At 43.9% G+C, this 18,495-nt stretch carries 16 protein-coding genes and 2 pseudogenes; 17 read left to right on the top strand and 1 reads right to left on the bottom strand.

What is annotated here, in order from left to right; translation table 11 throughout:
• Window positions 1-53 precede the first annotated feature (53 nt).
• The 13 genes and pseudogenes from nrfD to JC606_RS18685 all read left to right on the top strand — a co-directional run.
• Window positions 54-761 (top strand): annotated as a pseudogene (gene nrfD / locus JC606_RS18625) (NrfD/PsrC family molybdoenzyme membrane anchor subunit); the annotation flags it as partial.
• 167 nt (window positions 762-928) lie between these two features.
• Window positions 929-2,844 (top strand): annotated as a pseudogene (locus tag JC606_RS18630) (heme lyase CcmF/NrfE family subunit).
• Entirely contained in the window at window positions 2,825-3,379 is a 555-nt protein-coding gene (locus JC606_RS18635; protein WP_137407477.1) for a DsbE family thiol:disulfide interchange protein, read from the top strand. The pseudogene JC606_RS18630 and the gene JC606_RS18635 overlap by 20 nt, the downstream one beginning before the upstream one ends.
• Window positions 3,379-3,816 (top strand): cytochrome c-type biogenesis protein CcmH, encoded by a 438-nt coding sequence (locus JC606_RS18640; protein WP_233090479.1) that lies wholly within the window; start codon window positions 3,379-3,381, stop codon window positions 3,814-3,816. Before JC606_RS18635 ends, JC606_RS18640 begins: the two co-directional genes overlap by 1 nt.
• Window positions 3,817-3,904: 88 nt before the next feature.
• Window positions 3,905-4,081, top strand: coding sequence for a hypothetical protein (locus tag JC606_RS18645; protein WP_170222442.1), 177 nt, complete (start codon window positions 3,905-3,907; stop codon window positions 4,079-4,081).
• Window positions 4,082-4,329: 248 nt separating this feature from the next.
• Complete coding sequence (locus tag JC606_RS18650; RefSeq protein ID WP_061032781.1) at window positions 4,330-4,926, top strand: GTP cyclohydrolase II; 597 nt, start codon at window positions 4,330-4,332, stop codon at window positions 4,924-4,926.
• A 175-nt stretch (window positions 4,927-5,101) separates the two neighbouring features.
• Window positions 5,102-6,361, top strand: a complete 1,260-nt coding sequence (locus JC606_RS18655; protein ID WP_198779152.1) for an imelysin family protein — start codon at window positions 5,102-5,104, stop codon at window positions 6,359-6,361.
• A 111-nt stretch (window positions 6,362-6,472) separates the two neighbouring features.
• A complete protein-coding gene (locus JC606_RS18660) occupies window positions 6,473-7,861 on the top strand; it encodes a di-heme oxidoreductase family protein (RefSeq protein WP_198779153.1) in 1,389 nt (462 codons plus the stop codon).
• A 160-nt stretch (window positions 7,862-8,021) separates the two neighbouring features.
• On the top strand, window positions 8,022-9,083 hold the full coding sequence (locus tag JC606_RS18665; protein ID WP_137407480.1) for an imelysin family protein: 1,062 nt from the start codon (window positions 8,022-8,024) through the stop codon (window positions 9,081-9,083).
• Entirely contained in the window at window positions 9,073-10,158 is a 1,086-nt protein-coding gene (locus tag JC606_RS18670) for a DUF1513 domain-containing protein (RefSeq protein ID WP_198779154.1), read from the top strand. The genes JC606_RS18665 and JC606_RS18670 overlap by 11 nt, the downstream gene beginning before the upstream one ends.
• A gap of 81 nt (window positions 10,159-10,239) precedes the next feature.
• Complete coding sequence (locus JC606_RS18675) at window positions 10,240-11,778, top strand: L,D-transpeptidase family protein (RefSeq protein WP_198779155.1); 1,539 nt, start codon at window positions 10,240-10,242, stop codon at window positions 11,776-11,778.
• 198 nt (window positions 11,779-11,976) lie between these two features.
• The gene (locus JC606_RS18680; protein ID WP_008222012.1) at window positions 11,977-12,525 is read left to right on the top strand and encodes a YcbK family protein; all 549 of its coding nucleotides are present in this window, start codon (window positions 11,977-11,979) and stop codon (window positions 12,523-12,525) included.
• A gap of 100 nt (window positions 12,526-12,625) precedes the next feature.
• Complete coding sequence (locus JC606_RS18685; protein WP_198779156.1) at window positions 12,626-13,279, top strand: MBL fold metallo-hydrolase; 654 nt, start codon at window positions 12,626-12,628, stop codon at window positions 13,277-13,279.
• Window positions 13,280-13,397: 118 nt separating this feature from the next.
• Here JC606_RS18685 and JC606_RS18690 read toward each other — a convergent pair whose 3' ends face one another.
• Window positions 13,398-14,198, bottom strand: coding sequence for a DUF2982 domain-containing protein (locus JC606_RS18690; protein WP_198779157.1), 801 nt, complete (start codon window positions 14,196-14,198; stop codon window positions 13,398-13,400).
• A 220-nt stretch (window positions 14,199-14,418) separates the two neighbouring features.
• Between JC606_RS18690 and JC606_RS18695 the strand changes: the two genes are divergently transcribed.
• The 4 genes from JC606_RS18695 (at window position 14,419) to JC606_RS18710 (ending at window position 18,415) form a co-directional block, all read left to right on the top strand.
• The gene (locus JC606_RS18695) at window positions 14,419-14,811 is read left to right on the top strand and encodes a hypothetical protein (RefSeq protein WP_004740184.1); all 393 of its coding nucleotides are present in this window, start codon (window positions 14,419-14,421) and stop codon (window positions 14,809-14,811) included.
• 508 nt (window positions 14,812-15,319) lie between these two features.
• Entirely contained in the window at window positions 15,320-16,414 is a 1,095-nt protein-coding gene (locus tag JC606_RS18700) for a TRAP transporter substrate-binding protein (protein ID WP_050052955.1), read from the top strand.
• 177 nt (window positions 16,415-16,591) lie between these two features.
• Entirely contained in the window at window positions 16,592-17,122 is a 531-nt protein-coding gene (locus JC606_RS18705) for a TRAP transporter small permease subunit (RefSeq protein WP_048659564.1), read from the top strand.
• 9 nt (window positions 17,123-17,131) lie between these two features.
• Window positions 17,132-18,415, top strand: a complete 1,284-nt coding sequence (locus tag JC606_RS18710) for a TRAP transporter large permease (RefSeq protein ID WP_048664743.1) — start codon at window positions 17,132-17,134, stop codon at window positions 18,413-18,415.
• The last annotated feature ends 80 nt before the right edge of the window (window positions 18,416-18,495 follow it).

The following is an 18,495-nucleotide window of genomic DNA, read 5'->3' on the forward strand; positions in this document are numbered from 1 at the left end:
CGGTAAGTTATACATGGCGTCGTTGATCTTCTGCTTGATTTGATCAACAACGCCATCCGACGTCAGTGATGTCGATGGGTGTGATCTTATTCCAAGTGTATATGGTGATCCTATTTGTTTGGATCGGCATTATATTCCGAAATCAGATTGCCATATTCTTGAATGACCAAGCATGGTTAAAAGGGCGACTCGATTTTGTCAGTAACTGGATTGGCAAATTAGAATCTTTTGAGAATGTTTTTGAAATATTCTTAGCTGTGCTTGCGCTATTACTTGCGGCTTACACTGGCTTCTTACTCTCTGCGCTAAATACCTTCCCAATGCTGAATAACCCAGTGTTGCCGATATTGTTCTTATTCTCGAGTTTATCCTCGGGAGCGGCGGCATGTATTTTATTTGGTGTGTTGGTCTTTAAGGAGTCTCCGCATAGTGCCAGTATTTCTTGGATCCACGGCTTCGAACGTCCTGTTGTTATGTTTGAACTGTTTGTCCTTGTTACTTTCTTCACTGGGTTGATATTTGCTGGTGGTCAAAGTGAACAGGCAGTATGGAACGCGATTGGCGGTGGTTTCTGGGCAAGTTGGTTCTGGTATGGCGTAATTGGTGTGGGTATGGTTTTACCCTTGTTGCTTAACGCCGTGACACCAGCATCGGTTCGCCATAGTACTGTGTATATTTTCTCTGTTACTTCATTGAGCCTGATGGGCGTATTAATGCTAAGAACGTTTGTCCTTTATGCAGGGCAATTAACGTTAGCTTAATTTCGCTCAAGATTATAAGTGAGTGGATGTTGGATACTAAGCACCTGCTCACTAAATTTCTTTTCGCTGAGTAACAGCAGCTAGTTGAGTTACATCAGCTAGTTGAGCAATCAATGCCAATAATGGCTTAACTTGGTTCTGCTTAGGTAGAGCCTGATTGAGGTGATATGGTCGGTTCTTTGGGGCTGTTTAGTTTAAATTTGGTCGCTGTTCTCAGCAGCATTATCGCTGTGTATTCGATGTATCAAATGCTAACTAAACAAGCACAAAATGTGGCTTTAATTCGCAGTTTCTCCCTCTCTAGCGCTTTGTTTTCCATTGGCGCTATCGTTTTACTTGGCTATGCCTTTGTCGGTGACGACTTTTCCATCCTCTATGTTGCAGAACACTCCAATACTCAATTACCCACCTTCTTCAAAATGGCCGCTGTGTGGGCTGGACATGAAGGCTCATTGCTATTTTGGGTGTTAACCATCAGCTGTTGGTCGGGTGTGATTGCCCTACAAAAGCAATATTCTTCTGAGTATCAGAGCCGCGTATTGTGGGTGATGAATGTGTTACTCGCGATATTCGCCTGGTTCACCTTGTTTGCTTCGAATCCGTTTGAATTGAACTCCACCTTGCCACTTGAAGGGCGCGATCTTAACCCTATGCTGCAAGACGTTGGTTTGATATTCCACCCACCTCTATTGTATTTGGGTTATGTTGGTTTCTCTGTGGTCTTGGCATTTGCTGTGGCCGCTTTGCTGGTGGATCCGATTGAATTCGATTGGGTCGCTCATTGTCGCAGTTGGTGTTTGGTCGCTTGGATCTTTTTAACCGCAGGGATCATTCTTGGTTCTTGGTGGGCATACTACGAGTTAGGGTGGGGTGGTTGGTGGTTCTGGGACCCGGTCGAAAATGCCAGCCTATTACCTTGGCTAACATCAACCGCTCTATTGCACAGTTTGGGTGTTGCTAAAGGCAAACAACAGTTGCTGAAGTGGTCACTTAGCCTTGCTTTCATTACGTTTTGTTTAAGTATCCTCGGTACCTTTATTGTTCGATCTGGCGTCCTCACTTCCGTTCATGCTTTTGCTGTTGACCCAACCAAAGGTATCGCGCTGTTGCTGATACTGGTTTTGGTGTTAGTGAGTTCGTTTTCTCTTCTTATTGTTCGTGGTGAATCTTTCGAGTCGAATCCAATCACTAGCTTTGCGAGTAAAAGTTTTTTGAGTTTAGTGGCGGTACTTATATTTGTACTGGCTACGGCGGTGGTGGTGTTTGGTACCTTCTACCAATGGTTTTTGAATTACTTGGCCTTGGAAACATATCCGTAGGTGCACCTTATTTTAATTTACTTATTGCGCCGTTGGCTCTGCTCGCGATGGCAGTGGTAGGTTTAGCGCCATTGCTCAGTATCAAACCTCAAGCGTCGAAAGGTGTGATTGGAATTATTGCCTTATTGTCTCTCTGTCTTGGCTTTGTAACTTATGTTTTGCAAGTTGAAGCGATCCAAGTGATGGTGCTAATGACATGGTCACTTGCGTTTTGGGTAGCCCTGACTCATGTTTACGGCTTAGCGGTAACGCGCAACTCGAAGTTTCAACGCAAAGTATGGGTGATGACGTTGGCGCATGTGGGTGTCGCAGTATTAGCGATAGGTGCCGCGATGAACAGTTACCATTCATTTGAGCGAAGTTACAAATTGAGCCCAGGTGAAGAGGTTGAGTTTATGGACTGGACGCTCTCTCATCGCGATACAGAACTCTATGTCGCTTAGAACTTTACGACAGAAAGAGCCTTGCTCAACCTCCATGCCGACGAACAAGCATTTTCTATCGAGCCAGAGAGAAGACATTACCAAGTCAGAGTAATGAACATGAGTGAGCCAGCAATGAAGTGGTTCTGGCATGGTGATGTCTACATCACTATGGGAGAGAAAGTTGACTCTACAGCCTATGCATTTCGTGTTCAGTACAAAGCGTATGCGCGCTGGATTTGGTTCGGTGGTTTGATATCCATACTGGGGGCACTGCTTTCGTTAACTCATCGTAAAAAGAAAACCGTTAAGGCGTCACAGTATGCATACCAGCGTTCGTAACAAAATTATTACGCTTATTGTATTGGCACTGGTGTTGGTGTTGGTATTTTTGTTTGCTCTTGATAACAAACAGCAAACCACCACCGTATCGATACAACAAAGAGCGTTTCCTGAATTTACTTCTATGGCTTTAACGGATAGAGAAGGCATCAGCAGTAAACAAAAACTGACGTTAAAAGACATTACTGAGCACCCTTACCAGTTAGTGAATGTATGGGCTTCATGGTGTGGTATCTGCAAATCGGAACATACCTATTTGTTAGCACTTCGCGATAAAGGGATTCCTATTGTTGGACTTAACTACAGAGATAACTCGGCCGCTGCTATTAATGTGCTATCGAGTGATGGCAACCCTTATTCAAAAGTGATTAGCGACCCTCAAGGTAAGCTAGCGCTCGAACTTGGTGTAATAGGGACTCCAGAGACATACTTGGTTGATGCTAAAGGAAATATTGTGAAGAAGTTAATGGGCGTAATTAACGAATCCGTGTGGCAAGATGAGCTTGCTTTTTATTTTGATGGTGTGGATGGATAATGAGATCTTTAGCCCAAATAATATTATTCGTTTCTATGATTATCGCGATAAGTCTACCCGCATCCGCAGAAGATTTGTTTGCTCCCAGTGATAAGAGCACCAGCATACAAGTGGAGCTTTTTGAGTTTGAAAGCCCCGACCAACAACAGCGCGCCATTGCTTTAGCTAAGACACTGCGCTGTCCTCAATGCCAAAACCAGAACCTGATTGAATCAAACTCTCCAATTGCAAAGGACTTACGCCTAGTTGTATTTAATATGGTGAAAGCAGGGAAGAGTAATCATGAAATTACTCAATATATGACGGAGAGGTTTGGAGAATTTGTGCTTTATAAACCGTCATTGAGCACGGCAAACTTATTACTTTGGTTGATACCGAGCCTATTATTTCTGTTATTTATATGTTTATCAGTAAAAAGTGTTATAAAGCGCTCATAAAAATTGTGTATTACTGTTTACCAATTGACCTGTATTTTGTAACATTAACGGATTATAAAGGCTAAGCACTGTATATAAGGATGTGTCTGTGGATAACGTTATCTCAAATTTAAAAAAAGAGTTCCATACCCATGTTCGTTCCGACAAATGGGCAGAAAGATACAGTGCGCAGTCGAGCATCTCTACGCTGACGCAAGAAGAGCTAGCTGAATTGGAGAATGCTTGGGTACAACTTGTGATTTGGAAACAGACCCAAGTAAGTTGAGTGTTCGGTAAAAATAGCAGGTTCCGCTGCAACTGATTCATTTCTAACCCCATGTTGGTCAAACCAATGTGGGGTTTTTTGTTACCTGAAGATTAATTGTTATATTATAACAATTTGTACTCTATCGACCTTGAAAAAAATTGTTAAGAGCCTCATAGTGTCTATCATTAGATAGTTAGCTACAAAATATTGCCTAGACATATAATGTAGTGTTGTTAAATACATCGAATTTTCAAGTGAGTATAGCTATGGCGGAAGTGCGTGCCAGAATAGATTTCAAAGTAGGAGTAACAAGCAGTATTGATGCTGAATTGCTCTCTTTTCATGGATTGAAAACAGATAAAGAGCATGTTGCTGTGATATTCAAATCAGCAGATAAGACGCAAGATGTACCTCTTGTTCGTATGCACTCTGAGTGCCTTACTGGTGATGTTTTCCACTCTTCTCGTTGTGATTGCGGTGAGCAGCTAGATGAAACCATCAGAATTATGGGTGAAACTGGCGGCGTGATTCTTTATTTACGTCAAGAAGGTCGTGGTATTGGCTTATATAACAAGATCGATGCGTACCGCCTTCAAAGCGAAGGAATGAACACCTACGAAGCGAATAACCACCTAGGTTTTGGTGATGACTTGCGTGACTTCACTGAAGCCGCTGAGATGCTGCGTGCTTTGGGCATCCCTAAGATTCGCTTGGTAACAAACAACCCTAAGAAGATTAATGAGCTGAAGTCTTATGGTATCGAGATTGAAGAAGTGGTGAATACATCTGCTCATATCAAATCTGGTAATGAAAGCTACCTAAAAGCGAAAGTTTCACACGGCAAGCATAACTTGGATATCTAATCCGCAGCTTGTTGCGCTTAACACAGAAACGTTTAAAGACCTCACATATGTGAGGTTTTTTTGTATTTATCTTGCAATAAAATTGTAAGTTTGTATTATTCAAATCCGTAGTGTAAATGATAATGGTTTGCACTATTACTACGAATAATAATTTAAAGCTCAACAAGGATGCTTCATGACTATCAAATCTTTAGTGACAAAAGCCGTAACTTCGTCACTCATTTTTGCCTCTGCTTCTTCTTTCGCTGCAGTAACTCAAGATCAAGTAATAGAACATTACGCAGATATTGCACACGCGGTATTTGCTGATTCAGTAATCACAGCAAAAGCGTTGAACTCTTCTATCGATACCTTCTTAGCTTCTCCTTCTGCTGGCAACTTCGAAAAAGTAAAACTAGCTTGGCTTGAATCTCGCGTACCATACCAGCAGTCTGAAGTATTCCGCTTCGGTAACGTGGTTGTTGATGATTGGGAAGGTCAACTAAACGCATGGCCACTAGATGAAGGTCTGATCGATTACGTTTCTTCTGATTACCAATACGAACTAGGTAACGAAGGCGCAAGCGCTAACATCGTTGCAAACAAAACGTTCCAAATTGGTCAGACGACAGTAGATGCGACGAACATTACTCCTGAGCTAATCGCAGAGTTAAACGAGATCGGTGGTTCTGAAGCAAACGTTGCATCGGGTTACCACGCGATTGAATTCCTACTTTGGGGGCAAGATCTGAATGGCACAAACTCAGGTGCAGGTGAGCGTGCTTACACTGACTTCGTTGTTGGTGCTGAGTGTACAAATGGCAACTGTGACCGTCGTGGCGCATACCTAAAAGCATCAGCTGAGCTACTAATTCAAGATCTAGAGTGGATGGAAAAGCAATGGGCTGAAGGCGAGAAAGGTAATTACCGTCAAGAGCTTCTTTCTGAATCAAGTGAAAACGGCCTACGTAAAATGCTATTCGGCATGGGTTCACTGTCTCTTGGTGAGCTTGCTGGTGAGCGTATGAAGGTAGCATTAGAAGCGAACTCAACCGAAGATGAGCACGATTGCTTCTCTGATAACACGCATAACTCTCATTACTACAACGAGCAAGGTATCTACAACGTTTACACGGGCCTATACAAGCGTGAAGACGGTACTCTACTTTCAGGTCCAAGCCTGTTTGACCTAGTTGAGCAAAAAGATGAGCAAGCTGCGAAAGAGATTCAAAAGCAGTTTGACCTAGCACGTGCACAAGTAGGCCAACTGGTAACGTCTGCTGAGAAAAACAACCAGCACTTTGACCAACTAATTGCTGCTGACAACGCTGCAGGTAACGCACTAGTCAATAAAACAATTGTTGCTCTAGTATCTCAAACAGCTGCAATTGAGCGTGCTGCTGGTGTGATTGGCATTGATAGCCTAAACCCAGACACGGCTGATCACGAGTTCTAAGAACCTGAGTCAAACACCAATGTAAGGGCTCTGATTGAGCCCTTAATTGTTTGCTAAGAAAAAAGCCACTTCCTTATAAAAACTAAAATCAAAAATTCAGCAAGGCACTGTATGAAGTCGTATCTATCAGCCTCACTCTTAACTGCACTGTTTTTCTTATCTCCATTACACGCCCATGAAACCTACTCCGGTGGCAAAACGACCGTAAAGAAAGAGGGAGCAAATGCTTTTTCTCTTCCTGCTGCTAACTTGCCAATGAGCAAGCGCTTAGATTTCAGCGTTGGCAATAGCTTCTTTAGAAACCCGTGGGTACCCGCGCCATCATCAACTGACGCTCGTGATGGTTTAGGTCCGTTGTTTAACACGAACGGTTGTCAAAACTGTCACATCAAAGATGGGCGAGGTCACGCGCCAGAAAAAGGCGATGAGAACGCAGTATCTATGCTAGTTCGCTTAAGCATTCCGGCCGAAACACCAGAGCAAAGACAAGCCTTTATCCGAGATGGCGGCATACCAGAGCCAACTTACGGTGGTCAGCTACAAGACTTTGCGCTTCAAGGGGTAAAACCAGAGGGTAAAGTAAACATTAGCTACACGGATGTACCTGTTACCTTCAAAGACGGCACGGTCGTTACTCTGCGTAAACCGATTTTAAAAATTACTGAGCTTGCGTTCGGTGAGATGCATCCTAAAACTGAATTCTCAGCTCGTGTTGCGCCACCAATGATCGGCCTAGGTTTGCTCGAGAGCATTCCACAAGAAACGATTCTTGGCTTCACGAAGCAGCAAGCTGCGGACAATCAAGGTGTAACAGGCAAAGCCAATTACGTTCTTGATGTTCAAACTAACGAGATGGCGTTGGGTCGATTTGGTTGGAAAGCAGGGCAACCAAACCTAATGCAGCAAAACGCAGCGGCATTTAATGGTGATTTAGGTTTAACAAGTAGCTTGTTCCCGAACGAAAACTGCACATCAGCACAGTCAACCTGTGATGATTTCCCTAATGGTGGTGAGCCAGAAGTCAGCGATAATATTCTCGACTTTGTTGAGTTCTACTCTCAGCACTTAGCGGTTCCAATTCGTCGAAATGTTGATGATCCTGCTGTTGTTCAAGGCAAGAAACTGTTCAAAGAGATTGGTTGCCAAAGCTGTCACCAAGCTGAGATTCGTACCGCTAAGCGCGACGGTTTACCTGCACTCTCTAACCAGTTAATCAGCCCTTATACCGATATGCTGCTGCATGATATGGGTGAAGGCCTAGCGGATAATCGTCCAGAGTATCTAGCGAATGGACGTGAGTGGCGAACCACACCATTGTGGGGTTTAGGGTATACAAAAGAAGTGAATGGCCACACCTTCTTGCTGCATGATGGTCGAGCAAGAAACGTGATGGAAGCTGTGCTATGGCACGGTGGTGAAGCTGAGATGGCGAAACAGAAAGTGTTGTCACTAAGTCGTAGCGAACGTGAAGCACTGCTGGCGTTCTTAGATTCACTATAAGCTAACTTGAACTCATTTGAGCCAGAGGCTTGATGAGCGAAACAAGTAGCGAATAAATGACTGACTGCCGCTGAACTTGTAGAAATACGAGCTCAGCGGTCGTTTTCATATTTGATGAACTCATATAATTAAAAGAAAAATTAGGAAGTAAGGTAACAGCATGGCTCAAAAATTATTGTTAATGCCTTTGTCGGTTTTAGCCATGGCAGGCTGTCAATCATCAGGGGAGCAAGTTGCTTCGTCTGAGGTTAACGGTGTGTCTTATCAAGCCGACACGACAAGTCATATTAGTCGTAGTGTGTATCAACAGGAGTTTGATTCAGCAGTACTATTCGCTAAGCAATCGAGCGAATTAGAAGCCTTGATGCAAGGTTACTGTGAAGCAAATAACGTCGAGTTAGATGCAGTTAAAAATCAGTGGCAGCTCACCATGAACAGTTGGATGGCGCTGCAAGGACAAGAACGTGGTCCAACGGCGGCATTAGAAGAGAGCTGGAATGTTCAGTTCTGGCCAGACAAAAAGAACACGACGGGTCTTAAGATGCGTCAATTGACTCAACAGAACAAAGCCTGGACACAAGACGAAATCGCGCAACAAAGCGTGACAGTTCAAGGTTTAGGCGCGTTGGAATGGTCACTTTATGACGAGCAATCGCCACTGATTAAAGATAAAGCATCGGGCTGTTTGTCTTCACAAGCAATTGCACAAAACTTGGCAATGAAATCAGCTTCAATTGCTGAAGCTTGGCAAGTTAACCCATGGCTAGCCTTGGACGAGATGCGTTGGGAGTCGGAATACATCGCACTACTGACCAACCAACTTGATTACAGCATGAAAAAGCTGAGCCGTCCGATGGCAAAAATTGGTCACCCGCGCCCTTATTTCTCAGAATCATGGCGTGCACAAACCTCGATGACTCAACTCAAAGCCAATGTAGCGGCACTTCAGAATCTGTACATTGCTGATGGCAATGGCCTAGACGGATTATTGAGAGATAAGGGCTTAAACGCACTTGCAGATCGTGTTGCTGACCAGTTCACATTGACGCTAGATACTTGGCCTACTGATTCAAGCTTGTTTGAGTTATTACAGAGTAAAGAGGGTTACCGCGAGGTGCTGACTCAGTACAACAAACTTGAGCGTTTGAAGTACCTGATTCATGAAGAAGTGGCGATAGAACTTGGCGTGGTAATAGGATTTAATGCTACCGATGGTGACTGATACTACACGAAGAACCTTACTGAAAGCAGCACTGGGTTGTGCTGCTGTACCAGTGCTGCCGTTCGGATGTGCTAGCCGTTCAGGTGAAAAAGCATCGAGCAAACCTCAGTTGATTGGCTGCGCACTTAATGGTCGAGGTCAGTATTCCGCGGTTGTTGCTGATGAATATGGCATGCCACTGAACCAGCTACCTATCCCTGAGCGCGGTCATGGTGTCGCCATTTGTCCAACGTCATCCCATGCGGTGGTGTTTGCTCGTCGCCCTGGTAACTACTTTATGGTGTTTGACTACAAAAGTGGTGAGCAGATAAAAATGGTAGTGAAGGGTAACAACCGTCACTTCTATGGTCACGGCGTTTACTCGTTAGACGGTACTCTACTGTATGCGACTGAAGGGAAAACGGACACAAGCCAGGGCGTGATTGGCGTCTATGATGTTGCGCAAGGATACCGTAAGGTCGAAGAATTCACCGGTTTTGGTATTGGCCCTCACGAAGTGATTATCATGCCTGATGGTAATCTTGCTATCGGCGTTGGCGGTGTACACACTGATGGTCGAACACCGAAAAACTTGGATTCCATGCAGCCTAATTTGAGCTATGTTTCATCGCAAGGTGAGCTGCTTGAACAGGTTGAATTGCTGGATAAGAAGTTAAGCATTCGACACTTAGCGCATGATGGGGCAGAGACAGTACTTTGTGGCCAGCAATATCGCGGCGAACCCGATGAATATCCTTCACTTTTAGCGATGCATACTAAAGGCGGTGAGTTCGAATCCTTGAATGCAGAGCCAGAGCAATGGGCACGATTTAATCACTACATTGCAAGTATTGCCGCGTCAGATGATTGGATTATCGCCACCTCACCACGAGGCAATTGCTACGGTATTTGGTCTAAACAAACCAAAGAGTTAGTGGAATTATCGGCATTATCTGATGCTTCTGGTGCTGTGCTACTTGATGGTGAATTTAGGTTGAGTTCTGGGGCGGGTAGTGTGGTTAGCCAACGCAAGCCTTATGAGAAATCAAGCCAGCAATCATCCGTCCAGTGGGATAATCACTGGTCGTCAATTTGATGCATATACTGTCTTAAAAATTAACATGCTTACTCCAATTTCTTTGCCATACTTATGGGATTAGTGGTGATGGAGTAAGGCATGTTAGCGAGATACTTCTTTGGTTTATTAGTACTAGTTTCCGTAAGTACATGGAGCTATACGAGTTCTGAAGAGCGTCGGTTTATTCCGGCAGATTCAGAGCGCTCTTTCATGCTGATATACCCTGAACTTACCCAGAGCATTTACGAAGATACCTCATTTCCATTTTTGTGGGACTCTCCCGAGCTGGTCAAGGCGTTTGAATTCCAGTTATCGCTGATTGAACAAGCGAAGATGGCCCCGCTTTTTGAGCGACAGCTTAAACAGATTCGCCAATACCAATCTCGTCAGCAGTGGCAAGAGTTAGACATACTACTGACTGACACCTTCATCTATTATTTGAGCTACGTTGAGAATGCGCCAATCATAGGTAAGGAGTGGTATTTCTCCGGTCAGCTGCATTCTAAATTACCCGCGCCTTCATCTCATATTGTTATGAGACTTAAAAGCAGCGTCGCCAATGATTACTTATTGGAGATGGTGTTGTCTTACGCGCCACCGGTTGGCGATTTTGACCAATTCAAAGCAACCTATTCTGTTTTAAACACGGCATCAGAGCTTGGTGTTGAACGTTACCGACAAAAAGGTTTGAAACGCTTGGGAGATCAGCTTTCAGACAAAGCGACGCTGGTTGAGCGCATTGCATTGGTTGGCGTAGACACTTCAATGATAGCTATCGATTCCCCTCGATTTGATCGAGACTTACAAATCGCGATCAAAGCTTTTCAAAGTATGCATGGGATTACCGCGGATGGGATTATCGGACCAGACACGATCAAGTGGATCAACATGGGCTTTGATGATCGACTCACTTCTCTAGCATTGAACGCCGAGCGTGCCCGTTTATGGCCAAGAAATAGAGACTCACTGATAGTGGTGAATGTACCTAGTTTTGATATGAAGTATTGGGAAGGCGGAGAAGAGGTTTTTGAATCTAAAGTCGTGGTCGGGAGAAAATCGAGAAAAACACCACTCATAGAGATAAAACTTGATTCGGTGATCTTAAATCCGACTTGGAACGTGCCATGGAAAATCATGGTTAAAGATATCTTGCCTAAAGTAAAAGCCGACGAAAGTTATCTTGAAACACACAATTTTCAAGTGATTGATGGTTGGCGTTCGATGGAAACTGTCGATACTACCGAGATTGATTGGCAGACAATCAACTTCAACTCTTTCCCATATCGAATGCGTCAGCAAGCAGGCTCTAGCAATGCATTAGGTTTATATAAGTTCAATACGCCCAACAAGCGAGCCATCTATCTCCATGACACCCCAAGTAAAAGCTTGTTTAACGATGATTTCCGCGCCTATAGCTCTGGTTGTATTCGTGTTGAGCATGCCGAGGAACTCGCGGAGTTGTTATTTGCGACTAAGGTAAAGAAAGTGCCGAATCAGAGTGATGACCTAGCACCCAATACTAAAGTTAGACTCAAGAAAAGAATCCCTGTACATATCATTTATCAAACCGTGTTATTTGAGGAAGAGGGGATTCAATATCGTGGCGACATCTATCAATACGATAAACAGGGTGGTTAATGGCAGATATGCATAGAATGGTGATCTTGACCAAAAAATGACAACTCGCCTTCTATTGATAAAATTATAATGAGTATCAATAACTAACCGTGCAAAGGTTACAAATACTAACGTTTTGCGCGGTTTTTGTACGTTGACGCAGCAAATTTCATTATGTATCGTGCGTTTTTTGTTCGATCTAATTGGTTTTCTTGCTGTATGTCTCAAAGTTTATTTTCACGCCGTCAGTTTCTGACTTACGCTGGTGGTACTGCTGTTGTCGCCTCACTTACTCCATCTATTGCTTTTGCTTCATACCCTGATCAACCAAGAACGATTAGCATGAACAACCTTCATACTGGTGAAAGATTAGAGACCTGTTATTTCGATGGGACTAACTATATTGGTGATGAAATGGCTCGCCTTAGTAAGTTATGTCGAGACTTCCGCCGCAATGAAATCCACCCAATGGATAAGAACCTCTTTGATCAGATCACTCAGATCCAAAATATCTTGGGTATTCAAAAAGAAGTTCAGATCATCTCTGGTTACCGTTCACCGGCGACAAACGAAGCATTACGATCTAAGTCGAGTGGAGTTGCGAAAAAGAGCTATCACATGCTTGGTAAAGCGATCGATTTTCGTATCGATGGTGTTGATTTAAAGGAGCTGAGAGACGTAGCTAAAAGTCTGCAAGCAGGTGGTGTTGGTTATTACGCTCGTAGTAACTTCATCCACATTGATACTGGTCCAGTACGAAGCTGGTAGCTCTAGGCTCTATGGTGAGCTGAAGCGGTAGGCACTTGTCAAAGTAGACATCCAATGTCATAGTTTGCCCAAATTTTAGTTTGCCCTTTAAGGTTTGTATATGTCTCTTAAGTATCAAGTTGTACCTGTTACCTCTTTCGCTCAAAACTGCTCGATTGTGTGGTGTGATGAAACCATGGAAGGCATCGTTGTTGATCCAGGTGGCGACATCCAACAGCTAGCTGCAATCATCGAAGAGCTAGGTGTGAAGGTAGTGAACTTGGTGCTGACTCATGGTCACTTAGATCATGTTGGTGGTACGGTGCCACTTTCAGAGATGTTGAACGTGGAAATTGTTGGCCCACATAAGGCAGACAACTTCTGGCTACAAGGCCTTGAGAATCAAAGCCAAATGTTTGGTTTCCCTCTGTGTAAAGCGTTTGAACCAAATACTTGGTTAGAAGAGGGTGATAAAGTGACGTTTGGTAACCAAGTTATCGATGTGATTCATACTCCGGGCCACACACCAGGCCACGTGGTACTGTTTAGCGAGCAAGCTCGTTTAGCGTTTGTTGGTGATGTGTTGTTTAACGGTGCAATTGGTCGTACTGACTTCCCACAAGGCGATTTCAACACGCTTATCACATCAATCAAGACCAAGCTTTGGCCACTAGGCAGCGATGTAACTTTCGTTCCGGGTCACGGACCTGAATCGACATTCGGTCGTGAGCGCGCTTCAAACCCGTTCGTAGCAGATGAGATGCCTCTGCACTAAGTCAGTTATTGAATACCAAAACGATCGAAAATGAAGCTTAGCTTTTCTTCTGAAAGCTAAGCTTTTTTTATGGTTCATTGCGGGTTAGCGTGAACATTCACTTCTATAGCTTTGAGTGTTAATTAGAAATACGTTCGGCAGCGGCTAGGTAGCGCCTAGCAAGGCCCACAAACTCTTCCCCACTAATATTTAGGTCATTGGTTGATATAAAAATATCGTAGCCGTGAAAACCTCTTTGATATTTCATTCTGTTAGCGAGCATCGCCTGTAGTCCAGAGTAATTTTTGATGACGGCTTTCTCGTCATTTGACGTTTTAGAGGGTTCAGATGTAGCTTGTGTTTGGCTGTTACTAAAATAGCTCTCTTCGGTGTTTTCTGATTCTTTCAATTTACTTAGCTCTACACAGCCAGCTTCAGTACAGCGGGCGTGGTAATGCGAAGAGTCGAGAACCATGTCTTCAAACTTCGATTCTTTCCCTGCTTGTTTGGCACCTAAATACAAAAGTGCACGCTGGCTGAGCAGTAGTTCGCAGGTGATTTTAGGGCAGATGGAATCCAAGTAGGGTGAGTAATCTTTGACCTTAATACCGATCCAAGGAAGAGGTTGATGCCATCCATCTTGTTCATAAGTACACAAGCCGATTTTTTGGATATTACTCCATTTTAAAACCCACCCGCCCTTATAAAAATGCTGCTGAAAATGTGTTGGTGTGAGTGTGAACATCACTCTGCTACGCAGCATTAAATAATAACCAGTGGCGAGTAAAGTAATAATGCAAAATGCGCCTACGATCAGTAACTTTGGGTTGTTGCTATAGAGTGCAATGATGAAGCAAATAAAGCCTAAAATAACAGCTAGAATACGGTATGAGCGAGTAAACGAAGGCAAAGAGAAATTTGTTAAATGACGAGTGTCCATAGGCAACACCAAGTTTTCATATTTTTGTCTGGATGGATAACCAGTGTATATGACCCTGAATTGATAAGTCGATGTTTAAATAATAGACGCTAGTAGACAATATCGGTATTTTTCGTCGACTTTCGACGCTTCACTCTACAAATAGCTCCTGTTTTTTGGTATAAATCGCGCTTCAAATTTTCACCACTGCGAAAAGAGCAGTGAACTGGAGAAATATTCAATGAGACTTGCTCATAAGCGTAAGGTGCAGGCTAAACTGCAGAAACGCACTAAAGCGGCTGTAGTTAAAGCAGTGGCAACGCCGAAAAAAGCGAAGCCTGTCGCAGAGAAAGTTGTAGCAGAAAAAACTGTAGCAGCAAAACCAGCGGTAGAGAAAACAGTAGCAGCAACTAAAGAAGTTGCAGTAGCACTGACTCCTAAGCAACAACAAGTTCTAGACATCGTTGTTAGCAATGCTGAAGGCATTAACCCTAAAGGTATCGGCCTAGCAGCTGGTCAAGAAGACGCGAAAGCAGCTTCATGGGCAACAGGCGCATTGAAAAAACTTCTTGAAGAAAACCTAGTAGCGAAAGAGCAGCTAGCAGGTAACAAGGTTATCTACAAAGCTATCTAATCCCACGGGATGATATTCGCTTCGTTAAGTTTTTAAGCCTCGATTATCGAGGCTTTTTTGTATCTGAAAGGTGCTGAATAACTCCTTTACTTTTCCCATTCTAAATATCCTCTTAACTGATTCACGATAACTTCCAATTTTGTTTCTTATCAGCGAGCACTAAAGTAGGGCGGATCAACCGATAAATGCGGATGACTCTCCCTAAAATGCAGCAACGACTAGAGCTTCATCACGAAATGGGAATCAATTGTTAATACGGGTACATTGTAACTACTTAGGTATTTATCAATACGCATTTTCGGGGGGAATTCTTCAAGTCCTTTAAAATCGTTACCATTCTTTTATCTCCTACGTAGTTCTACTTAATCCTTTGATCTAATACGTACCTTTACACAAGCTCAGGGTGCGTGCTCTCCCTGATATCTTGTTGCTTCATCGCGGTGCACTCTTAGGTTGAATCATAAAAAATGCTCAAAGAAAGAGTGTTAACCCAACAAAGGACGTGAACATGAGTCTCATTTCTAATTCCCTTACACGAGTTTTTAAAAACGTAGCGGTAACTGCTGCGGCTTGTTTAGCTTTGGTCGCAACCGGTGCAACAGCTGCGGATAAGGTTTATCGTTTGAAACTTGCTGAAACATGGGGACCTAATTTCCCTGTTTTCGGTGATGCAACGAAAAACATGGCAGCGATGGCTGAGAAGATGTCGAATGGTCGACTGCAAATCCGAATCGATTCAGCGAACAAACACAAAGCCCCTCTAGGCGTTTTTGACATGGTTAAGTCTGGTCAATACGACATGGGTCACTCAGGCTCTTACTACTGGAAAGGTAAAGTTCCAAACACTCTTTACTTCACTTCTATGCCTTTCGGTATGACGCCTGCAGAACAATACGCATGGTTCTATCACGGTGGTGGTATGGAGTTGATGGAGCAGGTTTATTCTCCACACAACTTGATGTCATTCCCAGGTGGTAACACCGATATCCAGATGGGTGGTTGGTTTCAGAAAGAGATCAACAGCGTTGAAGATCTACAAGGTCTGAAAATGCGAATCCCAGGCTTTGCAGGCGAGATTCTTGCTGAGCTAGGTGCTAAACCGACCAACATTGCCCCAGGTGAGCTTTACACGTCTCTAGAGCGTCGCACGATTGATGCGCTAGAGTGGGTAGGTCCATCACTGGATTTACGTATGGGTTTCCACAAAATCGCGCCTTACTACTACACAGGTTGGCACGAGCCGGGTTCAGAGCTTCAGTTCCTAGTGAACAAGCGTACATGGAACAAGCTTCCTGAAGATCTACAAGAAATCCTGCGTGTTGCAATGCGTACAGCGGCTTACGACATGTACACACAAGCAACGCATGAAAGTGGTAAGAACTGGGTTTCAATGAAGACTGAGTACCCAGATGTACAAGTAAAAGATTTCCCGCCAGAGGTTATGTCTGCACTGAAAGAAGCGAACGATCGCCTACTTGCTGAGCACGCTGAGAAAGATGCATTGGCAAAAGAGATTCAAGCTTCACAAGCAGCTTACCTAGAGCAAGTACGTTCATGGACAGATATTTCACATAGAGCTTATCTAAATAGCCAAGCGAAATAATCGACGGTTGTTGAACTGAAGTTAAATGAACCCAAAGCTTTTCTTATTGAGTATTTAAGAGTGGATAAGCTGAGGGTTCATTTTAAACATAATAATTAAATGCCCAAGAACCCTTTCTACATCGAACAGCTTGTTACCCCGCTGCACGATGTCTTTTCAAATTCCATGGAGTCGGGAATGCGAAGTCTAATTTATATTGAACGCCTGTTTAATCGTATCGGTGATGCACTGGGATGGCTTTCCAGTATGTTGTTTATTTTACTTATCGCCAACGTCGTGTATGACGTTGTCATGAGATATGCATTCAACGATGTCTCTATCGCCTTCCAAGAGATGGAATGGCACCTTTTCTCAGCCGTTTTCCTATTAGGTGTTCCTTATGCCATCAAAGCGGGTGGTCATGTTCGAGTTGACGTGTTCTACGAGCAACTGAGCTTTAAAGCACAAGCGATAATTGACCTGCTAGGCACACTTATCTTCTTACTGCCGTTTTGTTTGCTGGTGGCTTGGTTTGGTATCGATGTTGCCAAAGAGAGCTATGAACTGGGTGAAACCTCAGGCGATCCCGGTGGCCTGCCGTATCGCTGGATCATCAAAGCCATGATCCCACTGTCATTCTTCTTAATGGCACTCAGTGGCGTAGGTTTGATCCTGCATTCACTGAACAAGATTTTTAATCCCCATCTCATCCATGCCAATAACAAATAGAGGCTAAACATGATTGGAATAGTAATGTTTTTCGTAGCCTTGTTTGCGCTTCTACTTGGCTTCCCTGTGGCGTTCACCTTTGGTGGTATCGCGTTAATCTTTGGTGTTTGGGCTGAGGGCATTGAAATGTTTGCCTTCATGCCATATCGAATTCAATCCATTATGGAAAACACGGTGCTGATGGCCGTTCCATTGTTTGTTTTCATGGGGCTTGTTCTACAAAAGACCAAGCTTGCTGAGCAGTTGCTTGAGTCGATGGGACGACTGTTTGGTGGCGTTCGTGGTGGTATCGCGATTTCAACCGTCTTAGTAGGCTCACTGCTTGCGGCTTCTACTGGTGTGGTTGGTGCTTCTGTGGTTGCAATGGGACTTATCTCGTTGCCAGTAATGCTTAAGTACAATTACGACAAAGGCTTAGCGTGCGGCACCATTTGTGCGTCTGGTACGTTAGGGCAAATCATTCCACCATCCATCGTATTAATCTTATTAGGTGACGTATTAGGTGTGCCAGTAGGTGACTTGTTCCAAGCGGCGATTTGGCCGGGCGTGATGTTAGTTGGTGCTTATATCCTCTACATCTTGATATATGCCAAGTTACACCCTGAAGCGGCTCAACCGATTGAGCGAGACGATTCAATCAGCCGTAAGCAAGAGGTGTTGGATGCACTTAAAGCGATTCTTCCGCCTCTTGCGTTAATCATTGTCGTACTGGGTTCAATCTTTGCGGGTGTGGCTACGCCAACAGAGTCTGCTGCATTAGGTGGCGCGGGTGCGATGGTATTAGCACTGCTTTACGGTCAGTTTAGTTGGTCGATGGTGTATGACGCATCGAAAGAGACGGTGAAAGTAACGGCGATGGTATTTGCTATCTTGCTGGGTGCGACTGCGTTCTCGATGGCGTTCACTTATACCGGTGGTGATTATCTGGTTGAAGAGTGGATGCTACAGCTTCCGGGTGAGAAGTGGGGCTTCCTGATCATCACCATGTTAGTGATTTTGATTCTGGGTTTCTTCATCGATTTCGTAGAGATCTGTTTCATCATCGTGCCAATCATTGCGCCGGTTGCTGAGTTGATGGGCATTAACATGACATGGTTTGCTATCCTGATTGCGATGAACCTGCAAACCTCATTCTTAACACCGCCGTTTGGTTTCAGCCTGTTCTACCTAAAAGGCGTGGCACCAAAAGGCGTAACTACGAAGGATATCTACCGAGGTGTGATGCCATTCATTCTGATTCAGATCCTAGTACTTGGATCACTTCTCGCATTTCCAGCCTTCTATGGAATGTGAGTGACGCCAAGAATGTGAATGATATGTTTCAAGGGTTAACGATAAATTGCTAAAATAAAACGGCTTATTGATGTTCAGTA

The organism is Vibrio sp. IB15, assembly GCF_016406055.1.
In the GTDB taxonomy this organism is placed as follows: domain Bacteria; phylum Pseudomonadota; class Gammaproteobacteria; order Enterobacterales; family Vibrionaceae; genus Vibrio; species Vibrio chagasii.